Annotated in this window: 19 protein-coding genes, 1 pseudogene and 1 riboswitch; of the genes and pseudogenes, 11 read left to right on the top strand and 9 right to left on the bottom strand. The window is 72.5% G+C overall.

What is annotated here, in order from left to right:
- Nucleotides 1–29: 29 nt before the first annotated feature.
- Entirely contained in the window at nucleotides 30–704 is a 675-nt protein-coding gene (locus ACGF1Z_RS24655) for an AAA family ATPase (protein WP_393007428.1), read from the bottom strand.
- Nucleotides 705–860: 156 nt separating this feature from the next.
- Nucleotides 861–959, top strand: a riboswitch (glycine riboswitch).
- Between the two features lie 158 nt (nucleotides 960–1,117).
- Between ACGF1Z_RS24655 and gcvT the strand changes: the two genes are divergently transcribed.
- The 5 genes from gcvT (at nucleotide 1,118) to ACGF1Z_RS24630 (ending at nucleotide 6,628) form a co-directional block, all read left to right on the top strand.
- A complete protein-coding gene (gene gcvT / locus ACGF1Z_RS24650; protein WP_393007427.1) occupies nucleotides 1,118–2,242 on the top strand; it encodes a glycine cleavage system aminomethyltransferase GcvT in 1,125 nt (374 codons plus the stop codon).
- A 112-nt stretch (nucleotides 2,243–2,354) separates the two neighbouring features.
- A complete protein-coding gene (gcvH, locus tag ACGF1Z_RS24645) occupies nucleotides 2,355–2,732 on the top strand; it encodes a glycine cleavage system protein GcvH (protein WP_376638364.1) in 378 nt (125 codons plus the stop codon).
- Between the two features lie 24 nt (nucleotides 2,733–2,756).
- On the top strand, nucleotides 2,757–4,016 hold the full coding sequence (gene glyA, locus ACGF1Z_RS24640) for a serine hydroxymethyltransferase (protein ID WP_393007425.1): 1,260 nt from the start codon (nucleotides 2,757–2,759) through the stop codon (nucleotides 4,014–4,016).
- 165 nt (nucleotides 4,017–4,181) lie between these two features.
- Complete coding sequence (locus ACGF1Z_RS24635) at nucleotides 4,182–5,552, top strand: L-serine ammonia-lyase (RefSeq protein WP_393007423.1); 1,371 nt, start codon at nucleotides 4,182–4,184, stop codon at nucleotides 5,550–5,552.
- Nucleotides 5,553–5,860: 308 nt separating this feature from the next.
- A complete protein-coding gene (locus ACGF1Z_RS24630) occupies nucleotides 5,861–6,628 on the top strand; it encodes a hypothetical protein (protein WP_393007421.1) in 768 nt (255 codons plus the stop codon).
- Between the two features lie 186 nt (nucleotides 6,629–6,814).
- Here ACGF1Z_RS24630 and ACGF1Z_RS24625 read toward each other — a convergent pair whose 3' ends face one another.
- Entirely contained in the window at nucleotides 6,815–7,030 is a 216-nt protein-coding gene (locus ACGF1Z_RS24625; RefSeq protein ID WP_376638368.1) for an EF-hand domain-containing protein, read from the bottom strand.
- Between the two features lie 74 nt (nucleotides 7,031–7,104).
- Between ACGF1Z_RS24625 and ACGF1Z_RS24620 the strand changes: the two genes are divergently transcribed.
- On the top strand, nucleotides 7,105–7,743 hold the full coding sequence (locus ACGF1Z_RS24620; RefSeq protein ID WP_393007418.1) for a GNAT family N-acetyltransferase: 639 nt from the start codon (nucleotides 7,105–7,107) through the stop codon (nucleotides 7,741–7,743).
- A gap of 50 nt (nucleotides 7,744–7,793) precedes the next feature.
- On the opposite strand, the gene ACGF1Z_RS24615 is transcribed toward ACGF1Z_RS24620, so the two are convergent.
- The 6 genes from ACGF1Z_RS24615 to ACGF1Z_RS24590 all read right to left on the bottom strand — a co-directional run bounded on the left by ACGF1Z_RS24615 (nucleotide 7,794) and on the right by ACGF1Z_RS24590 (nucleotide 14,304).
- Complete coding sequence (locus ACGF1Z_RS24615) at nucleotides 7,794–8,984, bottom strand: YncE family protein (protein ID WP_393007416.1); 1,191 nt, start codon at nucleotides 8,982–8,984, stop codon at nucleotides 7,794–7,796.
- Entirely contained in the window at nucleotides 8,984–9,745 is a 762-nt protein-coding gene (locus ACGF1Z_RS24610) for a polysaccharide deacetylase family protein (RefSeq protein ID WP_393007414.1), read from the bottom strand. Before ACGF1Z_RS24610 ends, ACGF1Z_RS24615 begins: the two co-directional genes overlap by 1 nt.
- Before the next feature lie 395 nt (nucleotides 9,746–10,140).
- On the bottom strand, nucleotides 10,141–10,644 hold the full coding sequence (locus ACGF1Z_RS24605) for an ATP-binding protein (RefSeq protein WP_393007412.1): 504 nt from the start codon (nucleotides 10,642–10,644) through the stop codon (nucleotides 10,141–10,143).
- 134 nt (nucleotides 10,645–10,778) lie between these two features.
- A complete protein-coding gene (locus ACGF1Z_RS24600) occupies nucleotides 10,779–11,546 on the bottom strand; it encodes an enoyl-CoA hydratase/isomerase family protein (protein ID WP_393007410.1) in 768 nt (255 codons plus the stop codon).
- A gap of 113 nt (nucleotides 11,547–11,659) precedes the next feature.
- Nucleotides 11,660–12,904 carry an Ig-like domain-containing protein gene (locus ACGF1Z_RS24595; RefSeq protein ID WP_393007408.1) on the bottom strand — a complete coding sequence of 415 codons (1,245 nt, stop codon included), beginning with the start codon at nucleotides 12,902–12,904 and terminating at the stop codon, nucleotides 11,660–11,662.
- Nucleotides 12,905–13,086: 182 nt separating this feature from the next.
- The gene (locus ACGF1Z_RS24590) at nucleotides 13,087–14,304 is read right to left on the bottom strand and encodes an Ig-like domain-containing protein (RefSeq protein WP_393007406.1); all 1,218 of its coding nucleotides are present in this window, start codon (nucleotides 14,302–14,304) and stop codon (nucleotides 13,087–13,089) included.
- A 161-nt stretch (nucleotides 14,305–14,465) separates the two neighbouring features.
- Between ACGF1Z_RS24590 and glgX the strand changes: the two genes are divergently transcribed.
- Nucleotides 14,466–16,673: a glycogen debranching protein GlgX gene (glgX, locus tag ACGF1Z_RS24585; protein ID WP_393007404.1), complete on the top strand. Its 2,208-nt coding sequence runs from the start codon at nucleotides 14,466–14,468 to the stop codon at nucleotides 16,671–16,673.
- 57 nt (nucleotides 16,674–16,730) lie between these two features.
- Here the strand turns inward: glgX and ACGF1Z_RS24580 are convergent, their stop codons facing one another.
- Nucleotides 16,731–17,987, bottom strand: a complete 1,257-nt coding sequence (locus tag ACGF1Z_RS24580; RefSeq protein ID WP_393007402.1) for a hypothetical protein — start codon at nucleotides 17,985–17,987, stop codon at nucleotides 16,731–16,733.
- Between the two features lie 223 nt (nucleotides 17,988–18,210).
- Here ACGF1Z_RS24580 and ACGF1Z_RS24575 point away from each other — a divergent pair, with 223 nt between their 5' ends.
- From ACGF1Z_RS24575 to ACGF1Z_RS24560, 4 genes and pseudogenes are all read left to right on the top strand, one after another.
- A complete protein-coding gene (locus tag ACGF1Z_RS24575) occupies nucleotides 18,211–20,004 on the top strand; it encodes an ABC transporter ATP-binding protein (RefSeq protein WP_393007400.1) in 1,794 nt (597 codons plus the stop codon).
- Nucleotides 20,001–21,878 carry an ABC transporter ATP-binding protein gene (locus ACGF1Z_RS24570; RefSeq protein ID WP_393007398.1) on the top strand — a complete coding sequence of 626 codons (1,878 nt, stop codon included), beginning with the start codon at nucleotides 20,001–20,003 and terminating at the stop codon, nucleotides 21,876–21,878. The genes ACGF1Z_RS24575 and ACGF1Z_RS24570 overlap by 4 nt, the downstream gene beginning before the upstream one ends.
- Before the next feature lie 51 nt (nucleotides 21,879–21,929).
- Nucleotides 21,930–22,151: pseudogene (locus ACGF1Z_RS24565) on the top strand (hypothetical protein); the annotation flags it as partial.
- Between the two features lie 467 nt (nucleotides 22,152–22,618).
- Nucleotides 22,619–24,640 carry a M4 family metallopeptidase gene (locus tag ACGF1Z_RS24560; protein ID WP_393007396.1) on the top strand — a complete coding sequence of 674 codons (2,022 nt, stop codon included), beginning with the start codon at nucleotides 22,619–22,621 and terminating at the stop codon, nucleotides 24,638–24,640.
- The last annotated feature ends 76 nt before the right edge of the window (nucleotides 24,641–24,716 follow it).

Below are 24,716 nucleotides of genomic sequence, written 5' to 3'. Positions count from 1 at the left end.
AAAAGGACGCGTGAAGGGGTGGGAGTGGTTCAGGACACGTCACGGAAGCCGATCCTCCGCAGGGTGTCGGCGGCGTCGCGGTCGAGCAGGGTGACCGAGGCGCAGCCCGGCGGCAGGGCGCCGGCCTCGGCGGTGCGGACCAGGCGGCCGACGGCGCGGCGGTGCCTCGCGAAGGCGTAGCCGGAGACGCCGCGGCCGCGCTCCGCCTGGCCGGCCCGGGCGGTCTCGGGATCGACGTCGAGCAGGATGAGGTGCAGGGCGGCGCCACGCCGGCGCGCCTCGCGGGCGAGCCAGCCGCGCACCCAGGACTGGGTGCCGCAGTCGTGCACGACGACGCCGGCGCCGGAGCGCAGGGCGCGCCGGAGGCCCGCGTAGTGGGCGAGGCGGGCCAGCGGGCGGTAGACCGCGTAGGGCAGCAGCCGGGGCAGCCGGGCCTCCCAGCGCTCGCGGGTGTCCTGCGAGTCGATGGCGCGGCCTTCGGCGGCGCGGCCCATGAGGGTCGACTTGCCGGCTCCGGGCAGCCCGGAGACGACCACGACGTCGCCGGCCTCGAAGCTGAGCACGCGGGGGGTGCGTCCGCCGCGCTCGCGGAGGTCCCGCAGCAGCCGCGCGCGGCGCCGGCTGCGGGCCCGGGCCCGGGCTCCGGCGCGCTGGACCGGTATGCCCGCGCTCGTGGCGTAGGCGCCGGTGCGCTGGATCGTCATCGCTCACTCCCCCCGTCGGGTCCTGCGGAGAGACCCTTGCCCACGAAGTGTAAAGAAACGGTAATGAGACGCAAGCGATTTGCCGCGCGGACCCGCCGTGCAATGATGAGCGCGCCAGGCGCTCGCACGAGCGCCCACAACCGCATACCGGCCGCTCGAATCCGCGCGGGAGAGTTCCGGGGCACCCAGTGCGCCGGGCGCCGAAGGAGCAAGCACCTCCCTTGAATCTCTCAGGCCCCGTACCGCGTGGATGAGGCAGATCTGAAAAGCGGGTCGCCCTGTCGCGTCCCCACCCAAGGTGCAAGCCGAGGATGCCCTCGGTGAACCTCTCAGGTTCCATGACAGATGGGGAGGATCGTCCTCACCGTCATGCACGTCGTGCCCTGCACGCCCTGGGACCCGGGAGCCACCCCATGAGCACTGCCCCCCGCCTGACCGCCCTCGATGCGCTGCATCGTTCGCTGGGCGCGACCATGACCGACTTCGCGGGCTGGGACATGCCGCTGCGCTACGCCAGCGAGCGCGACGAGCACAACGCCGTACGCACCAGGGCCGGCCTCTTCGACCTCTCCCACATGGGCGAGATCACGGTCACGGGCCCGCAGGCCGTGGACCTCCTGGACTACGCCCTGGTCGGCAACATCTCCACCGTGGGCAACGGCCGCGCCCGCTACACGATGATCTGCCGGGAGGACGGCGGCATCCTCGACGACCTGATCGTGTACCGCCTCGGCGAGACCGAGTTCATGGTCGTCGCCAACGCCTCCAACGCGCAGGTCGTCCTCGACGCCCTCACCGAGCGCGCGGCCGGCTTCGACGCCGAGGTCCGCGACGACCGCGACGCGTACGCGCTGATCGCCGTGCAGGGCCCGGAGTCCCCCGGCATCCTGAAGGCCGTCACCGACGCCGACCTGGACGGCCTCAAGTACTACGCGGGCCTGCCCGGCACGGTCGCCGGTGTGCCCGCGCTGATCGCGCGCACCGGCTACACCGGCGAGGACGGCTTCGAGCTGTTCCTGAAGCCGGAGCACGCCGAGGGCGTGTGGCGGGCGCTGACCGAGGCGGGCCAGGACGTCGGCCTGATCCCCTGCGGCCTGTCCTGCCGCGACACGCTCCGCCTGGAGGCGGGCATGCCGCTGTACGGCCACGAGCTGACCACGGCGCTGACCCCCTTCGACGCGGGCCTGGGCCGGGTCGTGAAGTTCGAGAAGACCACGAACGAGGGCCGTTTCGTGGGCCGTGAGGCGCTGGAGAAGGCCGCCGAGCGCGCCGAGTCCGCCCCGCCGCGCAAGCTGGTCGGCCTGGTCGCCGAGGGCCGCCGGGTGCCGCGCGCCGGCATGTCCGTCGTCGCGAACGGCGAGGTCGTCGGCGAGATCACCTCCGGCGCCCCGTCCCCGACCCTGGGCAAGCCGATCGCCATGGCCTACGTGGACGCCGCCTTCGCCGCGCCCGGCTCCGAGGGCGTCGGCGTCGACATCCGCGGCGCGCACGAGCCGTACGAGGTCGTGGCGCTGCCGTTCTACAAGCGCCAGAAGTGATCATGGGGCGCGAGCCCCGTCGGCGCCGGACGTGACGCATTCGTCTCAGGACACGTCTCATCCCGTAAGACCCCCGTACATCAGCACTCCCCCGATCCAGGAGAATCAGCTCATGAGCAACCCCCAGCAGCTGCGTTACAGCAAGGAGCACGAGTGGCTGTCGGCCGTCGAGGACGGCGTCGCCACGGTCGGCATCACCGAGCACGCGGCCAACGCCCTCGGCGACATCGTGTACGTCCAGCTCCCCGAGGTCGGCGCCACCGTCACCGCGGGCGAGGACTGCGGCGAGCTGGAGTCCACCAAGTCGGTCAGCGAGCTGTACTCCCCGGTCACCGGTGAGGTCGTCGCGGCGAACCAGGACGTCGTGGACGACCCGGCGCTGGTGAACACCGCCCCGTTCGAGGGTGGCTGGCTGTTCAAGGTGCGCATCACGGACGAGCCGGGCGACCTGCTCTCCGCCGACGAGTACACCGCCTTCACCGCCGGCTAACCGAGACCCCCTAGGGATCGATTCATGTCGCTTCTGAACACCCCTCTCCACGAGCTGGACCCCGACGTCGCCGCCGCCGTCGACGCCGAGCTCCGCCGCCAGCAGTCCACCCTCGAGATGATCGCCTCGGAGAACTTCGCTCCGGTCGCGGTCATGGAGGCCCAGGGCTCGGTCCTCACCAACAAGTACGCCGAGGGCTACCCGGGCCGCCGCTACTACGGCGGCTGTGAGCACGTCGACGTGGCCGAGCAGATCGCGATCGACCGGATCAAGGACCTGTTCGGCGCCGAGTACGCCAACGTGCAGCCGCACTCCGGTGCCTCCGCCAACCAGGCCGCCCTGTTCGCGATCGCCCAGCCCGGCGACACGATCCTCGGCCTCGACCTGGCGCACGGCGGCCACCTCACCCACGGCATGCGGCTGAACTTCTCCGGCAAGCAGTTCAACGTGGTCGCGTACCACGTGGACGAGGCCGGTCTGGTCGACATGGCCGAGGTCGAGCGCCTCGCCAAGGAGCACCGCCCGAAGGTGATCATCGCGGGCTGGTCCGCCTACCCGCGCCAGCTGGACTTCGCCGAGTTCCGCCGGATCGCCGACGAGGTCGAGGCCTACCTGTGGGTCGACATGGCCCACTTCGCGGGCCTGGTCGCGGCGGGTCTGCACCCGAACCCGGTCGAGTACGCGGACGTGGTGACCTCCACCACGCACAAGACGCTCGGCGGCCCGCGCGGCGGCATCATCCTGGCGAAGAAGGAGTTCGCCAAGAAGCTGAACTCCTCGGTCTTCCCCGGCTTCCAGGGCGGCCCGCTGGAGCACGTGATCGCGGCCAAGGCCGTCTCCTTCAAGGTCGCGGCCTCGGAGGAGTTCAAGGAGCGCCAGGAGCGCACCCTGGAGGGCGCGAGGATCATCGCCGAGCGCCTGGTCCAGGACGACGTCACGCAGCACGGCGTCTCGGTCCTGTCCGGCGGCACCGACGTGCACCTGCTCCTCGTCGACCTGCGGAACTCGGAGCTCGACGGCCAGCAGGCCGAGGACCGGCTCCACGAAGTGGGCATCACGGTCAACCGGAACGCCGTTCCGAACGACCCGCGCCCGCCGATGGTCACCTCCGGCCTGCGCATCGGCACGCCGGCCCTCGCCACCCGCGGCTTCAAGGCCGAGGACTTCCGCGAGGTCGCCGACGTCATCGCCGAGACGCTGAAGCCCGGCTTCGACGCCGAGGCCCTGAAGGCCCGGGTGACGGCTCTCGCCGACAAGCACCCGCTGTACCCCGGCCTGAAGTAATTTCGTACGCTTTAGTTCCAGCGCTCGTTCGTACGAAAACTCCGGGGCACCGCGCACACTGGACAGTGGGCGCGGTGCCCCACCCCTTTGCCGCCCGTCCCGCTCTTCCTGCTGTTCTGCACCACCCCGGCAGACAACGGCGTCTAGCCCCCACAAGGAGTCCCCGTGGCCATCTCGGTCTTCGACCTGTTCTCGATCGGCATCGGCCCGTCGAGCTCCCACACGGTGGGCCCGATGCGCGCGGCCCGCATGTTCGCCCGCCGCCTGAAGAACGAGGGGCTGCTCGCCCACACGGCGGCCATACGGGCGGAGCTGTACGGCTCGCTCGGCGCGACCGGCCACGGCCACGGCACCCCGAAGGCGGTGCTGCTCGGCCTGGAGGGCCACTCGCCGCGCACGGTGAACGTGGAGACCGCCGACGACGAGTTCGAGCGGATCAAGCAGAGCGGGCGGATCAACCTGCTCGGCGCCCACGAGATCCCGTTCTCGTTCGACGACGACCTGATCCTGCACCGGCGCAAGGCGCTGCCGTACCACGCCAACGGCATGACGGTCTTCGCGTACGACGCCGAGGGCGCGCTCGTCCTGGAGAAGACGTACTACTCGGTCGGCGGCGGCTTCGTCGTGGACGAGGACGCGGTCGCGGGCGAGAACCCGATCGTGCCGGACGACACCGTCCTGAAGTACCCCTTCCGCACCGGCGACGAGCTCCTCCGCCTCACCAAGGAGACCGGCCTGTCCATCTCCGCGCTGATGCTGGAGAACGAGAAGGCCTGGCGCACCGAGGACGAGATCCGCACGGGCCTCCTGGAGATCTGGCGGGTCATGCAGGCCTGCGTCTCCCGCGGCATGTCCCGCGAGGGCATCCTGCCCGGCGGCCTGAAGGTCCGCCGCCGCGCCGCCACCTCGGCCCGCAAGCTGCGCTCCGAGGGCGACCCGGCCGCGCACGCGATGGAGTGGAGCACTCTGTACGCGATGGCCGTGAACGAGGAGAACGCGGCGGGCGGGCGCGTGGTCACCGCTCCGACGAACGGCGCCGCCGGCATCATCCCCGCGGTGCTGCACTACTACATGAACTTCGTCCCGGGTGCCGACGAGGACGGCGTGGTCCGCTTCCTCCTCGCCGCCGGCGCGATCGGCATGCTCTTCAAGGAGAACGCCTCCATCTCCGGCGCCGAGGTCGGCTGCCAGGGCGAGGTCGGCTCCGCCTGCTCCATGGCCGCCGGCGCCCTCGCCGAGGTCCTGGGCGGCAGCCCGGAGCAGGTCGAGAACGCCGCCGAGATCGGCATGGAGCACAACCTGGGCCTCACCTGCGACCCGGTCGGCGGCCTGGTCCAGATCCCGTGCATCGAGCGCAACGGCATGGCGGCGGTCAAGGCCGTCACGGCCGCGAAGATGTCGATGCGCGGCGACGGCAACCACCTGGTCTCCCTCGACAAGGTCATCAAGACCATGAAGGAGACGGGCGCGGACATGAGCGTCAAGTACAAGGAGACCGCCCGCGGCGGCCTCGCGGTGAACATCATCGAGTGCTGAGCGCCTGACCCGACGGCACGGAAGGCCCCGATCCCCCACGGCACCGGGGCCTTCCGCATGCCCACGGCGCAAGCCTCCCCCGGGCCCCGGGCGGTCGTCGTCGAGGGCGGGGGCCCGGAGACCGGCCGGGCCGTCACGGCCGGCGGGCCCCCGGGCGTCCTCGGAGCCCCCGGCGCGACATCCGTCGGGAACGGCGCCAGGGCCACGGACGTGGGGACGGCCGGACCTCCACGGGGCGTGCAGGGCAGGATGCCCGGCAGGAACGGCGACCCGCCCCCGGCGGTACTGATCACCTGACGAGGCACCTCATGCGCGTGACCCTGGACGACGGCTGGACCGCGACGGTGACGGACACCCCGCTGTCCCACAACCCCCGCTTCACGGTCGGCTCCGTGGACATCGGCCCCTCCACGGACCGGGAGGAACGCGAACGGTTCCTCGCGGACACCTTCGGCAGCGGACCCTGGCTGTGGGACACCCCCGACGTCCTGCGCTTCGACCCGGACAGCCGGGACCTGGTGGGGGTCGAGCTGCAGCTCCCCTACCTCGCCGCCTGCACCGAGACCACCACGCGCCTGCCCGTCCTGCCCCCGGTCCGTCCGGGCGGACTGCGCGCCGACGAGGCCCGGGACTGCCGTCTGGACATGTGCACGGCGCTGTGCCGCACCCCCGGGGACCGGGAGCTGATCTGCCTGCGGGACCTCGACGTCCTCGACGCACCGCTGGAGGCCCGTATCGGCATCGCGCCGGACGTGACGCTGCTCCTCCAGCGCGGTACCGTCGCCGGCTGGACCCTGGCCGACCCGGCCCGCCATCTGACCCCCGGCCACGCCTCCCCCGACCCGGCCCCGCCCGCCGGGGCCACCCACCGTCTCCTCAGCGCCTGCGTGGACCTGGTCACCGAGCCGCTGCTCGGCGCGGTGGAGGACGGCGAGCCCGCCGCCCTGGCCCGGCTCAGGGCCGTGGACGAGGCCCTGCGCGCCCGGAACGACGACCGCCTCCGGGCCGATGCCCTGCTGCGGCTGATCGCGGACATGGTGGAGGACTACGCCTCCCCGCGGGACGAGGCGCGCTGACGACGATCCCGCCCGGCGGCGCCACGGCTCCCGCTCACGGGTCGCCGCTCGTCCGGCCGGGCCGGTCACGACGGCGGGTGGTGCCCCGGCGATGTTTCGTCGCGGGGCTCACCGGGGGCCGGACGGGCGGCGAGGCGCGTACGCACGCGCGGTCGTACGGCTCCGCCCGTCCGCGCCCCGGTCGGCTCAGGCCTGGCTGAGGTGGGACCAGAACTCGTCCCAGGAGAGCTTGCCGTCGCCGTTGTCGTCGCGCTGCTTGATGAGCGCCTCGGCGACGGTCTCGGTCACGTGGAAGTCGCCCATCTCGGCCATGACGTGCTTGTACTCGGCGGCCGTGATGAAGCCGTCCCCGTCCACGTCGAACTTGTTGAATGCCGTACGCGCCGAATCGATGTCCGCCACTGCTTCCGCCCCTTCATGGTGCTTCGATGTCGGGGGTCAGATTAGCGGGCGCGCGCGTGACGGATGATGGCGGTATGAGCAGTGACGTGGCACGGATACTGGGGGCGGCGGCGCACGGGGACTTCCCCCCGCCGGACGGCTCGACGACGATCGTCGCGCAGCCGAACGGCCGGGACGCGGGGGTGCTGTCCTTCACGGCGCACTCGGTGGTGTTCCTGGACGAGGATCCGGCGTGGATCCGGGCGGAGTTGGCCGCGGCGTCGACGGACCCGCTGGTGGCGAGCATGACCCCGCGGTTCCACGCGGCGCTGATGGCGCGCACGGGCCGGTACGTGAACACGGTCGACCTGATGACGGTCGCGGGCGCCCTGCCGGGCGAACCGGGGATCGCGCTGCGGGAGATCCAGGACCAGGAGCATCCGCGGGTGGCCCGCGCGCTGAAGTACCGCGACGAGGTACGGGTGTGGGCGGCGGACGGCGGGGTGCTGATCATGGGCCGGGGCGTGGCGGGCCGTATGGAGGTCGCCGTGGAGGTGGACGGGGACGTACGGCACCGGGGGCTGGGCCGGGCGCTCGCGACGGCGGCCCGCCATCTGACCCCGGACGCCGTGGTGTGGGCGCAGAACAGCCCCGGCAACGCCCGCAGCGTCCGCACCTTCCAGGCGGCGGGGTACCGCCCGGTGGGCGCGGAGGCGCTGCTCGTCGCGGGCTAGCGGCGGCCCCCCGGATCGTGCCGGGCCCGACCGGATTCCGGGCGCGGGGATCAGCGGAAGATGCCCGTGTGGCCGAGGGAGTAGCGGCCGGGCTGCGGGTAGACCGCCAGGCCGTGCGGGCCGCTGCCGACCGGGATGCGGGCCAGCTGCCTCCCGGTCGTGGTGTCGATCGCGTAGACCTCGGCGTCGTAGCGGCCGGAGAGCCAGAGGACCTTGCCGTCGGCGGAGACCCCGCCCATGTCGGGGGAGCCGCCGGCGGGGAGCCGCCACTTCTTGGTGAGCTTGTTCTGCGCGAAGTCGAAGACGGAGACGGAGCCCTCGCCGCGGTTGGAGACGTACATCTCCTTGGAGTCGCGGGAGACGTACAGGCCGTGGCAGCCCTTGCCGGTGGGCAGCAGCCGCGGGGTGGTGAACTTCTCGCCGTCGAGGACCCACATGCCGTGGGCCATCATGTCGGCGACGTAGAAGGTGCGGCCGTCCGGGGAGATCTTCACGTCCTGCGGCATGGCGCCCTGGAAGGGCAGCTTCTGCTGGCCGATAACCTCCATCTTCTCGGTGTCGACCTTGAGCAGTTCGCCGGAGAACTCGCAGGAGACGACGAAGTAGCGCCCGTCGGCGGAGAAGTCGGCGTGGTTGACGCCGTAGCAGCTGACCGGGACGGTCTTCTTCCGCTCCATGGTGTGGGGGTCGCGGAAGACGAGTTCGCGGTCGAGCGAGGCCATGACGATCGCGTACTTGCCGTTCGGGGTGAAGTAGAGGTTGTACGGGTCGTGGACCTCGACCGGCTTGCCGGCGACGCCGGTGGCCGGGTCGATGGGGGTGAGCGTGTGGCCCCGGTCGTTGTTGACCCAGAGGGTCTTGAGGTCCCAGGAGGGCACGACGTGCTGCGGCTGGGCGCCGACGGGGATGGTCTCGACGACCTTGTAGGTGGCCGGGTCGATGACGGTGACCGTGTTGGAGTTGGTGTTGGGGACGTAGACCCGCGAGGGGAAGCCCTTGACCACCGGGGAGAGCCGGTTCGGCCGGTCGGCGGCGTAGACGTCGTCGGACCGGAGCAGCGGCGGCATGCCGGGGAGCCCGGCGGGGGCGGCCGGCGCCTTCGGCACGGCGGGGAGCACCGCGGCCTTCCTGCTGCCGCCGCCGGGGTCGGCGGGGCGGGGGCTGTCGCAGGCGGCGAGCCCGAGGGCGAGCAGCAGGGTGGCGGCGGCCAGTGTCTGCGTACGGGGGGCGAAGGTCGGCATCAGGTCAGAAGCTCCGTGGTGGTCACCGCGGAGAGGCCGCGGCGGTCGAGGTCGGCGAGGAGGAGGGGCAGGGCGGCGACGGTGTCCGGGTAGCCGAAGTGGAGGCTGACGACCGAGCCGTTGCGGATGCGCCCGGTGACGTTGGCGGCGACGGCGGCGGGGCCGGGCGAGGTGAAGTCGAGGGAGTCGACGTCGTACGAGAGGACGTGCGGGTAGCCGGCGCGGTGGGCGGCGCGGGCGACGCTCCCGGCGGCGTGCTGGGTGCGGGAGGGCCGGAACCAGGTGCCGATGGAGCCGGTGAGGCGGCGCAGCCGGCGGGCGCAGCCCTCGATCTCGGCGTAGGCGTCGGTCTCGCTCATGGCGTTGACGTCGATGTGGCGCTGGGTGTGGTTGCCGAGGTCGTGGCCGCCGTCGAGGACGCGGCGGGCCAGTTCGGGGTGCTGGTCGAGCCAGTCCCCGACGGCGAGGACGGTGACCCGGGCGCCGTGCCGTTCGGCCTGGCCGAGGAGGGCGCGGGCGATCGCGGGGTCGCCCTGGCCGTGGAAGGTGAGGGCGACCCTGGGCCGGTCGCGGGGCCCGTGGGCGATCTCGGTGGGGAGGCCGGGCCAGCGGCGGGGCGCCGGGGCGGCGACGGGGGCGGCGGGTGCGGGGCTCTGGGGTCGGGGCGCGGGGCGGGGCTCCGTACCGCAGGCGGTGGCGAGGGCCCCCGCGAGGGCGGTGGCCGCGCCGGCCCGGAGGGCACCGCGGCGGTCGGTCGGCATCACGGGACCATTTAAGGGCTGGTAAGCCGGAAAGATAACGATTGAGCCGATTCAGGACGTTTGCGGGTCGCACGGCACTGTCCACCATGCGGACGATGCAGGGAAACACCCGATGAACGCCATACTTATTCATGCTTTACAAGGTGAGTGCTCTAGGTCACCAACGATTCATCGGTAAACTGTCAGCGTTTGTCCGGTTCTGCCCCGGTAGGGACTTTTGGCGGTGTGGCCACCTGTCTGCCATAGTCGGAGACACGACCCCCATTGACCCGGGCCAGGTCGTCCTAGCGGCCGTGGATACACCCCCCCTATTCCACGGCGCATCACACGGAAGCCCCCCAGCGCCCCACCAGGGCGGACGGGGGCTTTCGTGCGTCCGGGGGCAGCCGGCCGGCTCAGCGGTCGCCGACCCGCATCTCGAACCAGGTCGTCTTGCCGCGGGGGGCGAGGTCGACGCCCCAGCGGTCGGAGAGCTTGTCGACGAGGAAGAGGCCGCGCCCGCTGGTGTCGAGCTCCCCGACCGGCATCAGGCAGGGCAGACCGCGGGAGGGGTCGCGGACCTCGACGCGGATCCAGCCGCGGCGGCGGAGCATGCGGAGCGCGAAGACGCGGGCGCCCGTGTGGCGGACGGCGTTGCCGACGAGTTCGGACACGAGCAGCACCGTGTGCTCGGCGATCTGGGGGGTGAGTCCCCAGTGGCGCAGGACGACCCACTGGGTGAGCCGCCGGGCGACCGCGGCGGACTCGGGACGGGACGGCAGCCGGGCGTCCTCCTCGGCCGGGTTCCCGTACAACTGGAGTGCCTCCGCGGCCTGTTCGTCCTCGGGGGCCGGCACCCACCGTGCGGCGGTCGCACCGCCGTGCTGCCGCGGTTGATCCATACCATCCAGGCCCGCCATGCCCCCCATCATGGCCGCACGGGGCGGGGCGCGTGGGCGTTCCGGGGGATTCGACCCCCCGGAATCGACAATTCCACGGAGCTGCCTCCGGCATGTGCCGAAGGCAGGCACAAGGCGTCGGAAACGCGCTGTTCTCAGACGAACTTGGCCTTCCCCGGACCCTCCTCCACGAAGCTGCGCATGCCGCGCTCGCGGTCCTCGGTGGCGAACAGACCGGCGAACCAGTTGCGCTCGATGGCGAGACCCGTGTCGATGTCCGCCTCCAGCCCCTGGTCGATCGACTCCTTGGCCGCGCGCAGCGCGATGGCCGGCCCCTGGGCGAGCTTGGCGGCCCAGGCGTGAGCCTGCTCGTAGACCTCGGCGGCCGGGACGACCCGGTCGACCAGGCCGAGCGCGAGGGCCTCGTCCGCCTTCACCATGCGCCCGGTGAAGATGAGGTCCTTGGCCTTGGAGGGGCCGACGAGGCGGGACAGGCGCTGGGTGCCGCCGGCGCCCGGGATGAGGCCGAGCAGGATCTCGGGCTGGCCCAGCTTGGCGTTGTCCGCGGCGATCCGGTAGTCGGCGCACAGCGCGAGCTCGCAGCCACCGCCGAGGGCGTAGCCGGTGACGGCCGCGACGACCGGCTTCGGGATCCGGGCGACCGCGGTGAAGGCGTCCTGGAGCCCCCGGGACCGCTTGATCATGGCCGCGTGGTCCATGACCTGCATCTCCTTGATGTCCGCGCCGGCCGCGAACACCTTCTCGCCGCCGTAGAGGATCACGGCCCGCACGTCGTCGCGGTCGGTCGCCTCCTGGGCCAGCTCGCGGAGCCGGTCCTGGGTGGCGACGTCCAGGGCGTTCATCGGGGGGCGGTCGAGGCGGATCGTGCCGACGCCTTCGGCGACTTCGAGGTTCACAGTCATGGTCCGAAGGTTAGTCGCCGTTAACGACGCGGGCCCCGGTGCCGTTGGTCACAGCACCGGGGCCCGCGTCGGAGCGCGTCACGCCCCGCGGGGCGTGACGCCTCGACGGCGTGTCACGCCTTCCACTCCGACCAGGACATGTTCCAGCCGTTGAGGCCGTTGTCCGGCTGGATCTGCTTGTCCTTCGAGTTCTTCACGACGACGACGTCACCGATGAGCGAGTGGTCGTAGAACCAGGCCGCCGGCGTCGAGCTGTCCCCGGCGCCGCGCGAGTCGCGCAGGCCGACGCAGCCGTGGCTGACGTTGGAGGAGCCGAACGTCGAGGCCGAGGCCCAGTAGTTGCCGTGCACGAAGGTGCCGGAGTTCGACAGACGCATGGCGTGCGGCACGTCCTTGATGTCGTACTCGCCGCCGAAGCCGACCGTGGCCCCGTTCATGCGGGTCACCTTGTACTTCTCGCTGATGACCATCTGACCGTTGTACGTGGTCGTGGACGGCGCGCCCGCGGTGATCGGCAGGGTCTTGACGACCGCGCCGTCCCGCTCGATCTTCATGGTGTGCGCGGAGGCGTCCACCGTGGAGACCTGGCGGCGCCCGATGGTGAAGGAGAAGGTCTTCTTCTGCTTGCCGTACACCCCCGGGCGGCCCTCGACGCCGTCCAGGTTGAGCTTCACGGTCACCTTGGTGCCCGCGGCCCAGTAGTTCTCCGGCCGGAAGTCGAGCCGGTCGTTGCCGAACCAGTGGCCCTCGATCTCCACGGCCGGCTCCGCCGTCACCTTGATGGCTCGCTCGACGGCCTCCGGGTCGGTGATGCCGCGGGTGAAGTTGATGGAGACCGGCATGCCGACGCCGACGGTCTCGCCGTTCTCCGGCTTGTAGTGGCCGACGAAGGTGTTCTTCGGGGTGAGGGTGGAGAAGGTGGTGTCCTTCGCCGACTCACGGCCCTCGGAGTCCTTCGCGATCGCGTGCACCTTGTACTGGGTGCTCGCCGCCAGGTGGCCCAGCGGCTCCCAGCTGCTGCCGTCGGCGGACATCTTGCCCTCGACCGCGTTGCCCTCGGTGTCGGCGACCGCCACCGTGGTCAGCTTGCCCTGCTCGGCCGTCACCTTCAGCGCGCCGCTGGTGGCGACCGAGTCGGCGCCGTCCTTCGGCGCGACCGTCACGACGGCCTGGGAGGCCGCGTTCTCCTGCTTGCCGCCCGCGCCGCCGGAGTCCTGGCCCCCCTTGGCGTCGCCGCCGGTGCCACCGCCCCCGCACGCGGTCAGGACGAGGAGCAGCGTCCCCGTCGCCAGCGCCCCGAGGCGGGCCCCACGACGGCGTCGTCCGGTGGTCGTCCCGGATATCGGCTGCCCGTTCACTATGGTGTTCTCCCCTCACGCGACCCGGCACTGCCTGGGCCCCACCCCCGTGCGCATACTCCCGCGCACACGGCGTTAGATAATCACACCCCAGGACACGAAAGTTCCTCGTGAATGTCACCGTTCAGTCCCAGTTGGCGTGATAGGGAGGACGGGGCGGGCCCCCGGGCCCGCCAGGGGGCTCAGCGCAGCGCGGAACCGGCCTTCCAGCGGCTCCATTCCAGGTTCCAGCCGCCCAGCCCGTTGTCCGGCTCGACCTGCTTGTCGCGCGAGTTCACGACCTCCACGACGTCACCGATCAGGGTCCGGTCGAAGAACCAGCCGGCCGGGGTGTCCGGGCCGCCGCCCTTCACGTCCCGGAGCCCGACGCAGCCGTGACTGACGTTGGCCGAGCCGAACGTCGACTCCGCCGCCCAGTAGTTGCCGTGCAGGAAGGTCCCGGAGTCGGTGAGCCGCATCGCGTGCGGCACGTCCTTGATGTCGTACTCGCCGCCGAAGCCGACGGTCCGTCCGTCCATCCGCGTCACGTCGTACAGCTCGGTCACCACCATCTTGCCGTTGTACGTGGTGGTCTTCGGCGCCCCGGCCGTCACCGGCAGGGTGGTGAGGACCTCGCCGTCCCGGCGGATCTCCATCGTGTGCTTCTCGGCGTCGACGAGCGAGACCTGCGAGCGGCCCACCGTGAAGCCGACCGTCTTACGCTGGATGCCGTACACCCCCGGGGCGCCCTCGACGTCGCGCAGCGCGAGCTCGACGGTGACCTCGGTGCCCGGCCGCCAGTACGCGGCGGGGCGGAAGTCGAGCCGGTCCTTGCCGAACCAGTGGCCGACGACCTCGACCGGCGGGTCCGAGGTGATCCGGACGGCCCGCTCGACCTCCGCGCGGTTCTCGATCTCCCGGTTGAAGGAGAGGGAGACGATCATCCCGGTGCCGACCGTCGAGCGGTTCTCCGGTTTGAAGTAGCCGATGAAGCGGCGCTCGGGGACGACGGTCGTGAAGGTGGTGTGCCGGGCCGAGCGGCGCCCGTGCCCGTCGAGCGCGACCGCGTCCACGCTGTACTTGGCGGCGAGCGCCAGCCGGGTGCCGGACCGGGGCCGCCAGTGCAGCCCGTCCGCCGAGATCTCCCCGGCGACCTCGGTCCGCTGCGCGTCCTCCACCTGGACGACGCTCACCCGCTCCAGGCGCCCGCTGTCCACCTCGACCTCCAGGGGCCCGTCGGCGGACACCCCGCGGCTGCCGTCCTCCGGACTCACCCGGATCACGTCCCCGGGCGCCCGCGCCTTGCCCGGGAGCGTGAGATCGACTCCCCCGCCGCCGTCCGGTCCGGTGCAGCCCGCGAGGCCCGCGAGGAGGGCCGCGACGGCGAACGCGTACCCCGCCCGCTTCAGTACAAGAGTCACGCCCAGCCCAACGACGGCCACCCTCCAGGGGAAACGTGCGCGCCCGGCATGTTGGGAGCACGCCCGTGCGGGCAGAACAGGTGGGAGGACCATGTGCGGGGTGCCGCGGCCGGGACGCCGCGGCCCTCCTCACGTTGGGAGAGCCGCGGGAGGCCGGGACGGTGTCGAGCGCAGCCGAGCAGGAGGCGGTACGTCAGCATGCCCGCGCCCCGGAGGGGCGGCCGGGCCGGGTGGTGTGGCCGGGGGCGCCCACGCCGCTCGGCGCCCGGTGCCGGGTCGGGCCCGACGGGGTCGCGGGCACCAACTTCGCGCTCTGGGCGGGCGGCGCGGAGGCGGTGGAACTGTGCCTGTTCGACGCCGACGGCACCGAGACGCGCCTGGAACTGACCGAGCTCACGCACGAGATCTGGCACGGCTTCGTGCCCGGCGTCGGTCCCGGACAGCGCTACGGCTACCGGGTGCACGGCCGGTGGGATCCGTGGACCGGGGCCCGCTGGAATCCGGCGAAGCTGCTCCTCGACCCGTACGCGCGGGCCGTCGACGGGGACTTCACGCTGCCGCCCGAGGTGTACGGGCACGTGCGGGACTGGCCGCAGCAGCACGTCGCCGACACCGTGCGCGACGAGCGGGACTCCGCCCCCCACGTGCCCAAGGGGGTGGTCGTCCACGACGACGACGACTGGTCCGACGACCGCCGTCCCAAGACGCCGTGGCCCGACTCGGTCATCTACGAGCTGCACGTGAAGGGCTTCACCCGGCTCCACCCGGGCATTCCGGAGCACCTGCGCGGCACCTACGCGGGCCTCGCGCACCCGGCCGCGATCGAGCACCTCACGGGGCTCGGCGTGACCGCGGTCGAACTGCTGCCGGTGCACCAGTTCGCGCACGAGGACCACCTGCTGCGGCGCGGCCTCGGCAACTACTGGGGCTACAACTCGATCGGCTACTTCGCCCCGCACGCCGGGTACTCGTCGTCCGGCACCGCCGGACAGCAGGTCGGCGAGTTCAAGCGGATGGTGCGGGCGCTGCACGCGGCCGGCATCGAGGTCATCCTCGACGTGGTCTACAACCACACGGCGGAGGCGGGCGAGCTCGGCCCCACCCTGTCCCTGAAGGGCATCGACAACCGCGGCTACTACCGGCTGCAGTCCGACGCCCGCCGCTACGCCGACTACACCGGCTGCGGCAACACCCTGCACGTGGTGCAGCCCCAGGTGCTCCGGCTCATCACCGACTCGCTGCGCTACTGGGTGACCGAGATGGGCGTGGACGGCTTCCGCTTCGACCTGGCGGCGGCCCTCGCCCGCTCCTTCCACGACGTCGACATGCTCTCCCCGTTCCTCGCCGTCATCGCGCAGGACCCGGTGCTGCGCCGGGTCAAGCTCATCGCCGAGCCGTGGGACGTCGGCAACGGCGGCTACCAGGTGGGCTCCTTCCCGCCCCTGTGGACCGAGTGGAACGACCGCTACCGCGACGCCGTACGGGACTTCTGGCGCGGCGCCCTGCCCGACGTGCGGGACCTCGGCTACCGGCTGTCCGGCTCCAGCGACCTGTACGCGTGGGGCGGCCGGCGGCCGTACGCCTCCGTCAACTTCGTCACCGCCCACGACGGTTTCACGCTGCGCGACCTCGTCACCTACGAGCGCAAGCACAACGAGGCGAACGGCGAGGGCAACCGGGACGGCACCCACGACAACCGCTCCTGGAACTGCGGCGCCGAGGGCGAGACCGACGACCCGGCCGTCAACGCGCTGCGCCGCCGCCAGCTGCGCAACCTGATGACCACGCTGCTGCTGTCGACCGGCGTGCCCATGCTCGTCGCCGGCGACGAGATGGGCCGCACCCAGGGCGGCAACAACAACGCCTACTGCCAGGACAACGCGATCGGCTGGCTGGACTGGACGCTCCCGGAGGACCCCGGCCGCGCCCAGCTCCTCGCCCTCACCCGCCGCCTCCTGGAGCTGCGCCACCGGCACCCCGTGCTGCGCCGCCGCGCCTTCTTCTCCGGCCGGGCCCAGGCCGACGGGCTGCGCGACCTGGCCTGGTTCACCGCCGAGGGCGCCGAGATGACGGAAGGCGACTGGTACGCCCCCGCCGCCACGCTCGGCCTCTATCTGTCGGGCCGCGACATCCCGGGCCGTGACGCCCGCGGGGAGCAGGTCACCGACGACAGCTTCCTCGCCGTCCTGCACGCCGGCGACCGCCCGGTGGACTACCGGCTCCCGGGACCGCCCTGGGCGGAGTCGTACGAACTCCTCCTGGACACCTCCCTGGAGGAGCAGTCCGCCGCCCCGGGCACGGTGCACCGGGGCGGCGGGACGATCACGGTGGCGGGGCGCTCGGTGGTGCTGCTGCGCGTGGGGTCCTGACGGGCGCGACCGGGGGGCCGTCGCGGCGCCCGCCGGGCGCCGCTCCCCGGAAGTGGCCTAGGAGACCTGCACGTAGCAGGTGTAGGTGCCCTCGACGTCGGTGTCCGGGCCGGTGTACGAGGAGCTGGAGCTGCCCGCGCCGTACGTGAAGTACGTGCCGTCCGGACGGGCGTCGGCGACCCAGGCGTCCGGCACCGAGTGGAACTTCGTGCCGCAGCGCTCGCCCGCCTCGCGCTCGGCGACGCCGTCCGGGGCGCCCTGGACGGTCTCCTTCACGGTCACCTGTCCGAAGACCCGGACGTCCGCGGTCCTCCCGCAGGGGACGACCCGGACCAGGCCGAGGCTGCCGCCGAGGCCGGTGTCGGTGGACCCGCAGGCACCCGGCCCGACCTCGGTCAGCGGGGTGAGGGCCTTCTCGGCGTCCTCGGTCCTCGTCCCCTGGCCGGCCTCCGGGCCGGGCATCACGGTGGTGCCGAGGCCGCTGAGGGTGTACTCCGCCTTGAGGGAGGTCACACCCTTGAGGACGCCCTCCGCGTGCATGCGCTTCAGGACGGGGGTGTAGTCCGCGCTCGCGCGCTGCAGCCGGCCCTGGGCGTCGAGCACCACGGTCAGCGCGACGCGCTCGGCGCCCCGGTCATACGTCAGCGGGCTCCGGACGGAGTACGGCAGAGCGGGTGCCGCCGTCTGGGGCGGCACCGTCAGTTCGTACGTACGCCTGCCGTCGGCGTCCTTGACCGGCGGCTTCGTCGCGTCGGCGCTCCGCACCACCTCGGCGAGGGTCCCCCCGTACGGCGCGGTCTCCCCGGCCCGGTCGAGGATGCCCTCGTAGAGGTCGACGACGTCCATGGACGCCTTCGAGGAGTAGCGCAGCCAACCGCCCTGCCGGGTCCTGTAGTCGACCCGGTTGCCCTTGATCACGTACGTCTCGGGCACGGACGCCCGACCGGGCCGGGCGCCCAGGTCGTCGGCCGCCTCCGCGGGGAAGCCGCGCGGCACGCTCAGCTCGCGCTCGGCGCGGGCGGCGTCCCCGGTGTAGTCCTGCGTGCCGCTCGCGCGGTCGACGGCGGTGCCGTGGGCGGAACCGTAGCGGAGCGTCGAGGTGAAGGCCGCGTTGCCGGCCGCCGTGGTGGCCTTGGTGGCCGCCTGGAGCTGGTCGTCGAGCCGCACGTCGAAGACGGGCGTCGCGGTCGGCGACGCGGCTGCGCCGGTGGCGCTGCCGCCGGACTGGCAGGCCGCCAGCGCCGTGAGCAGCAGCGGTACCAGGGCCGCCGCGGCGGGCCGGCCCCAGGCCGTACGGTCGTGCGTGGTCCCCACTGTGGTGTTCCTCATTCCCGCCCCAGGTCCGATGGTGGGTGATCCTATGCGGCCCGGCCCGGGTGCCGCGGCCCGGGACGCCCCGTGCGCGGCCGGCGGTGGCGCGGCGGCGCGGGCCTGCGCGAACGGCCCGGTGAGGGAGCGGGCCGGAGGGCGGCGCGTCGGCGCGCCGGCCGGAAAACCACATGAGCGATGTCAGGGGTGAACCCTAGGCTCGGACCTGATGCCTTCAGAACACACGCCCCCCAAGGATCCGCACGCCCGCTCGGCCGTGCGCACGCTGCTGCGCCTGTGGCCGTACGTCCGGCCCGTGCGCGCACGCCTCTTCGCCGCGGCCGTCGTCGCGACCGCCGCGTCCTGTCTGTCGCTGGTCATCCCGCTCGTCCTGAAGTGGCTGGTCGACGGGCCGGTGACGGACGGCGACACCACCGGGGTGTGGCTCGGCGCGCTGTACCTGCTGCTGCTGGGCATCGCGGAGGCGCTGCTCTTCGGCTTCCGGCGCTGGCTGGTGGCGCGGCCGCTGGCCGGGGTCGAGGCGGCCATGCGCGGCGCCCTGTACCGGCGGCTGCAGCGGCTGCCGATCGCCTTCCACGACCGGTGGGCGTCCGGCCAGCTCCTGTCCCGCGGCACCACGGACCTGATGATGGTCCGGATGTTCCTGGCCTTCCCGCTGACCTTCCTGCTGGTCAACGGGGTGACGATCCTGGCCGGTTACCTGGTGCTGCTCGCCCAGGACTGGACGCTGGGCCTGGTGCTGCTGACGCCGGTGGCGCCGATGGTGGTGCTCTGCTCGCTCTTCGAACGGCGGTACGCGGTCGTGGCGCGGCGGGCGCAGGACCAGGTGGGTGATCTGACGACGGTCGTCGAGGAGAGCGTGCTCGGCATCCGGATCGTCAAGGGCTTCGGCCGGCACCGCAGCCAGGCGGAGGCGTTCCGGACGCTGGCGGAGCGGCTGCGCAGCACGGAGCTGGGCAAGGCCCGGCTGCTGGCCGGGATCTGGGCGCTCATCACGCTGCTGCCGGAGGTGGCCGTGGGCGCCGCGCTGGTGATGGGCACGGTGCAGGTCGCGGACGGGGACCTGTCGGCGGGCACGCTGGTGGCGTTCCTGTCGACGGCGCTCGCGCTGCGCTGGCCGGTGGAGTCGATCGGCTTCCTGCTGGCGATGAGCCAGGAGGCGGCGACGGCCACGCAGCGGTACTTCGAGGTCATGGACGCGGACGAGGAGACGGCGGCGGACACCGCGGACGGGCCCCGGGCGGACCCGGTCGGGGACGGGGTCCGGTTCGAGAACGTCACCTTCCGCTACCCGGACGCGCCCGCGGACGCGCCGCCCGTGCTCGACGGCGTCGACCTGCACATCCGGCCCGGCGAGACCATGGCGCTGGTCGGCGGGACCGGCTCCGGCAAGACCACGCTCACCGCGCTCGTCCCGCGGCTGCACGAGGCGACCGGGGGGCGGATCCTGCTCGACGGCGAGGACATCACGCTCATGTCGCGGGAGCGGCTGCGGACCCTGGTGTCGGTGGCGTTCGAGGAGCCGACCCTGTTCTCGGCGAGCGTCGGCGAGAACGTGCTGATGGGGGCCGGGCCGGACGCGGCCGGGCCGGAGCTGCGGCGCGCGCTCGCCGTCGCCCAGGCCGACGGCTTCGTCGACCGGCTCCCGGACGGCGCCGCGACCGAGGTCGGCGAGCAGGGCCTGAGCCTGTCGGGCGGGCAGCGGCAGCGGCTCGCCCTGGCCCGCGCGGTCGTCGGCAACCCGCGCTTCCTGGTCCTGGACGACCCGCTGTCGGCGCTCGACGTGCACACCGAGGCCCGGGTCGAGGCGGCCCTCCGTGAGGTGCTGCGCGACACGACGGCGCTGGTGGTGGCGCACCGCCCGTCGACGGTGCTGCTCGCCGACCGCGTCGCCCTGCTGTCCGGCGGCCGGGTGACGGCCGTGGGCACCCACCACGAACTGCTGGGCAGCAGCGCGGAGTACGCCTGGCTGATGTCCGGTGAGAGGAAAGAGGAGCGATGAGCGACGCGGGGACGCAGACCCGTCCGGCCGGCCGGACGGCGGACGAGCCGGAGCCCACCGCTCCGGCCGGACCGGCGCCCGGCGCCGACCCCTTCGACCAGGACGACCTGCCCGCTCCGCCGGGAGCCACCGGCCGTCTGCTGCGCTCGCTGCTCGCCGCGCACCGGGCGCGGGTGGTGGTGGCCGCGGTACTGCTGCTCGTCCAGCAGGCTGCGCTGCAGGCGGGGCCGCTGCTCGTGGCGTACGCGCTCGACCGGGGGGTGCCGGCCTTCCGGGGCGGGGACCACGGGCCGCTCGTCGCGGTGGCGCTCGGGTATCTGGCGTGCGCGGCGGGCGGCGCTCTGCTGCAGTACGCCTTCATCCGGGTCGCGGCCCGGGTCAACCAGGCGGTGCTCCTCGACCTGCGCGGGCGGATCTTCCGGCACGCGCAGGTCCTCAGCGTCGACTTCCACGAGCGCTACACCTCCGGCCGGCTGATCTCCCGGTCCACCACCGACGTGGAGTCGCTGCGGGAGCTGCTCAACGAGGGCCTCCAGGAGCTGGTCGTCGTCGTGCTCTCCTTCGTGTCGATCTCGGCGATGCTGCTCTGGCTCGACCTGGGCGTCGGGGCGGTCGCGGTGGCCTCCTTCGGGCCGCTGTACCTGCTCGTACGGCTCTACCGGCGCCGCTCGGCCGTGGTCTTCGCGGCCCGCTCCACGGCGATCGCCGGGGTGATCGTGAAGTTCGCGGAGACGATGAACGGCATCCGGCCGGTGCGGGCCTTCCGCCGGGAGGCGGTCAACGACGCCGAGTTCGCCGTGCTCAACGAGCGCCACGCGCGCAGCAACGGGGACGCGCTCCTGGAGATGGCCCGCTACGTGGTCGGCTCGCGGCTGGTCGCCAACACCGCGGTGGCCGGAATGTGCCTGTGGGGCGCGTGGCGGGTCGCGGACGGCAGCCTGGAGCTCGGGGTGCTGGCCGCGGCGGTGCTGTACGTGCGGCGTCTGTACGACCCGATCGACCGGCTGGGCATGTTCCTCAACTCCTACGAGTCGGCGGCCGCCTCGCTCGCCAAGATCGCGGGGCTGCTGGCCCAGGAGCCGGGCGTCCCCGAGGCCGTGGCGCCGCGGGAGCTGCCCGCGCGGACCGGTGCGCCGGGGCGCTCGGTGGTGTTCGAGGGGGTCCGGTTCGCCTACCGGACGGGCGGCGAGGTGCTGCCGCGCCTCGACCTGACGGTCCCGGCCGGGCAGACGGTCGCCGTCGTCGGGGCGACGGGTGCGGGCAAGTCGACGCTCGCGAAGCTGCTGGCCCGGTTCTACGACCCCACCGAGGGCCGGGTCCTGCTGGACGGGGTCGATCTGCGCGACCTCACCACGCCGGAACTGCGCCGCGGAGTGGTGATGGTGACGCAGGAGGCGTTCCTGTTCTCCGGGACGGTCGCGGAGAACATCGCGATCGGGCGGCCGGAGGCGAGCCGTGCGGAGATCGAGCAGGCGGCGAAGGCGATCGGCGCGCACGACTTCATCGTGGGCCTGCCGGACGGCTACGACACCGACGTCCGCAAGCGCGGCGGCCGCATCTCGGCCGGTCAGCGCCAGCTGGTCGCCTTCGCCCGCGCGCTGCTCGCCGATCCGGCGGTGCTGATCCTGGACGAGGCGACGAGCTCACTGGACGTGCCGGGCGAGCGGGCGGTGCAGCGGGCGATGGACACCGTGCTCGCGGGCCGTACGGCGGTGGTGATCGCGCACCGGCTGTCCACGGTCGAGGTGGCGGACCGGGTGCTGGTGATGGAGTCGGGCCGGGTGGTGGAGGACGGCTCGCCCGCCGAACTGGTCGGCGGTGAGGGCCGGTACGCCGGTCTGCACCGGGCCTGGCGGGACAGTCTGGTCGGCTGAGCCGCCGGGGCCGCCCGCCGCCCCTCCCCCTCCCCCTCCCACGTCCGCATCGACGGCTTCGCGCTGGTCACGGTCAGTGGGGGCGCCCCGTACCCCGGCATCCCCGACGGCGCCGACGCCGACGCCGTCGGGGACCGCAGGACCGTCCCCGACGGCTGCCTCGGCGTCGCCGCGCCCGGCGGGGGCGGTCCGCTGGTGTACGTGCTCGGCGGCACCGGCCGGATCGGCGCCGGCGGCCCGTATCTCCAGGAGCCCCCGCGGGGAGCGCCGTGATCCGGTCGAGATCGAGGAGGGGGCGAAGGCCCTCTCCTCGCGGCGGCCCGCCCCTCCGGGAGGCCCCTTCGGTGCGGGGGCAAAGCCTTCCCCCGGCCGCGGGTGATCCCGCCCGGCGAGCACCCGTCGTCTCAAGGAGTGGAAGGCCAGGGGCGGACCGCCCTTGTGGGGCACGGCGCGACGCCATCCGGACGATCCCATGCGGTGACACCGGCGGCGGGGTGCGGCAGCGGCTCCGTTCCGATTGGTGAAACGTCCGCTTAACGAACAGCGACGTACGGGCAACGAACGATTTCCGGCCAACTTATTGACGCGCTCCTGACAGGCAGCGCTCTCAACTGCCAATCTCTCCACGGCTCTTCGCACCAACGTTCACCGCTTCACCTGTACGTGCTCCACAGCTCTGTTTGCTCTGCCCGGGAGGTCTCACCCAGCCCCCCGGTACCCCCCTCGCAAAAGGAGTCTGCGTGAGATCCACGCCCAGCCGCCGTGCCACCGCGACCGGCGCTCTGATCGCTGCCGCCGCCATGATCGCCGTCGGCGTCCAGACCGGTAGCGCCGCCGCCGACCAGTTCGGCGCCGCCCCCCAGGCGCAGGCCGCGTCCAAGGCCAACCCCGGCAAGCTGCCGGCCGACCTCTCCCCGGCCCAGCGTGCCGCGCTGATCCGCGCGGCCCAGGCGGACACCGCCGCCACGGCCAAGCAGCTCGGTCTCGGCGCCCAGGAGAAGCTGGTCGTCCGTGACGTCGTGCAGGACCGCGACGGCACGACCCACACCCGCTACGAGCGCACCCTCGCGGGCCTGCCCGTCCTCGGTGGCGACCTGATCGTCGCCGAGACGAAGGCCGGCGCCACGACCTCCGTCTCGAAGGCCACCCGCGCCGACATCACGAAGGTGGACACCGCCTCCGCGACCGTCGCGCCGGCCGCCGCCGAGAAGCAGGCGCTCGGCCGCGCGAACGCCGAGGGCGCCAAGAAGACCAAGGCCGACCGCGCCCCGCGCAAGGTCGTGTGGGCGGCCAACGGCACCCCCGTCCTCGCGTACGAGACCGTCGTCGGCGGCCTCCAGCACGACGGCACCCCGAACGAGCTGCACGTCATCACGGACGCGAAGTCGGGCGCCAAGCTCTTCGAGTGGCAGGCCATCGAGACCGGCGTCGGCAACACGCAGTACAGCGGCCAGGTCACCCTCGGCACCGCCCCGTCGTACACCCTGACGGACACGGGCCGCGGCAACCACAAGACGTACAACCTCAACGGCGGCTCCTCGGGCACCGGCACGCTGTTCACCAACAGCACCGACACCTGGGGCAACGGCCTGCCGTCCAACAAGGAGACCGCGGGTGCCGACGCGCACTACGGCGCCGCGCTCACCTGGGACTACTACAAGAACGTGCACGGCCGCTCCGGCATCCGCGGTGACGGCGTCGGCGCGTACTCCCGGGTCCACTACGGCAACGCGTACGTCAACGCCTTCTGGTCCGACTCCTGCTTCTGCATGACCTACGGTGACGGCTCCGGCAACACCAAGCCGCTGACGTCCATCGACGTGGCCGCGCACGAGATGACGCACGGCGTCACCTCCAACACCGCCGGCCTGGTCTACAGCGGCGAGTCCGGCGGCCTCAACGAGGCCACCTCGGACATCTTCGCGGCCGCCGTCGAGTTCTACGCCAACAACGCCAGCGACAAGGGCGACTACCTCGTCGGCGAGAAGATCGACATCAACGGCAACGGCACCCCGCTGCGCTACATGGACAAGCCGTCGAAGGACGGCGCGTCCAAGGACGCGTGGTACTCCGGCATCGGCTCGGTCGACGTCCACTACTCCTCGGGCCCGGCGAACCACTTCTACTACCTGCTCTCCGAGGGCAGCGGCGCCAAGACCGTCAACGGCGTGAACTACGACTCGCCGACCTCCGACGGTCTGCCCGTCACCGGCATCGGCCGGGACAAGGCCTCGCTGATCTGGTTCAAGGCGCTCACCACCAAGTTCAGCTCGAACACCAACTACGCCGGCGCCCGCACGGGCACCGTCGCGGCGGCCACCGAGCTCTACGGTGCGGGCAGCGCCGAGGTCACGGCCGTCGAGAACGCCTGGGCCGCCATCAACGTGGGCACCCGTCCCGGCGGCAACCCCGGTGGCAAGGTCTTCGAGAACACCGCCGACGTCTCCATCCCGGACAACGGCGCCGCGGTGACCTCCTCGGTGACCGTCTCCGGTGTCACCGGCAACGCCCCGAGCAACCTCTCCGTCGGTGTGAACATCGTCCACACCTACATCGGTGACCTCGTCGTCGACCTCATCGCCCCCGACGGCTCGGTCTACAACCTGCACAACCGCGCCGGCGGCAGCGCCGACAACATCAACCAGACCTACACCGTCAACGCCTCCTCCGAGGTCGCCAACGGCGTCTGGAAGCTCCGTGTCCAGGACAAGGCGTCCATCGACACCGGCTACATCAACAGCTTCAAGCTGACCTTCCCGTAAGGGGCAGGCCACGCCGGAAGTGATCTGACGGACGCCCGGAGGGAACCTTCCCTCCGGGCGTCCGCGCGTCCGCGCA

The organism is Streptomyces sp. NPDC048018 (assembly GCF_043202995.1).
Taxonomy (GTDB): domain Bacteria; phylum Actinomycetota; class Actinomycetes; order Streptomycetales; family Streptomycetaceae; genus Streptomyces.
The sequence above is the reverse complement of the archived record's forward strand: the minus strand, read 5'-3'. Positions and strand labels throughout refer to the sequence as shown.

What these genes read in the sequence shown, in the direction of transcription:
- gcvH (WP_376638364.1), top strand. Translation starts at nt 2,355, where the DNA reads ATGAGCAACCCCCAGCAGCTGCGTTACAGCAAGGAGCACGAGTGGCTG.
- ACGF1Z_RS24655 (WP_393007428.1), bottom strand. Translation starts at nt 704, where the DNA reads ATGACGATCCAGCGCACCGGCGCCTACGCCACGAGCGCGGGCATACCG.
- ACGF1Z_RS24605 (WP_393007412.1), bottom strand. Translation starts at nt 10,644, where the DNA reads ATGGCGGGCCTGGATGGTATGGATCAACCGCGGCAGCACGGCGGTGCG.
- ACGF1Z_RS24630 (WP_393007421.1), top strand. Translation starts at nt 5,861, where the DNA reads ATGCGCGTGACCCTGGACGACGGCTGGACCGCGACGGTGACGGACACC.
- ACGF1Z_RS24610 (WP_393007414.1), bottom strand. Translation starts at nt 9,745, where the DNA reads ATGCCGACCGACCGCCGCGGTGCCCTCCGGGCCGGCGCGGCCACCGCC.
- ACGF1Z_RS24615 (WP_393007416.1), bottom strand. Translation starts at nt 8,984, where the DNA reads ATGCCGACCTTCGCCCCCCGTACGCAGACACTGGCCGCCGCCACCCTG.
- glyA (WP_393007425.1), top strand. Translation starts at nt 2,757, where the DNA reads ATGTCGCTTCTGAACACCCCTCTCCACGAGCTGGACCCCGACGTCGCC.
- ACGF1Z_RS24575 (WP_393007400.1), top strand. Translation starts at nt 18,211, where the DNA reads ATGCCTTCAGAACACACGCCCCCCAAGGATCCGCACGCCCGCTCGGCC.
- ACGF1Z_RS24620 (WP_393007418.1), top strand. Translation starts at nt 7,105, where the DNA reads ATGAGCAGTGACGTGGCACGGATACTGGGGGCGGCGGCGCACGGGGAC.
- gcvT (WP_393007427.1), top strand. Translation starts at nt 1,118, where the DNA reads ATGAGCACTGCCCCCCGCCTGACCGCCCTCGATGCGCTGCATCGTTCG.
- ACGF1Z_RS24600 (WP_393007410.1), bottom strand. Translation starts at nt 11,546, where the DNA reads ATGACTGTGAACCTCGAAGTCGCCGAAGGCGTCGGCACGATCCGCCTC.
- ACGF1Z_RS24570 (WP_393007398.1), top strand. Translation starts at nt 20,001, where the DNA reads ATGAGCGACGCGGGGACGCAGACCCGTCCGGCCGGCCGGACGGCGGAC.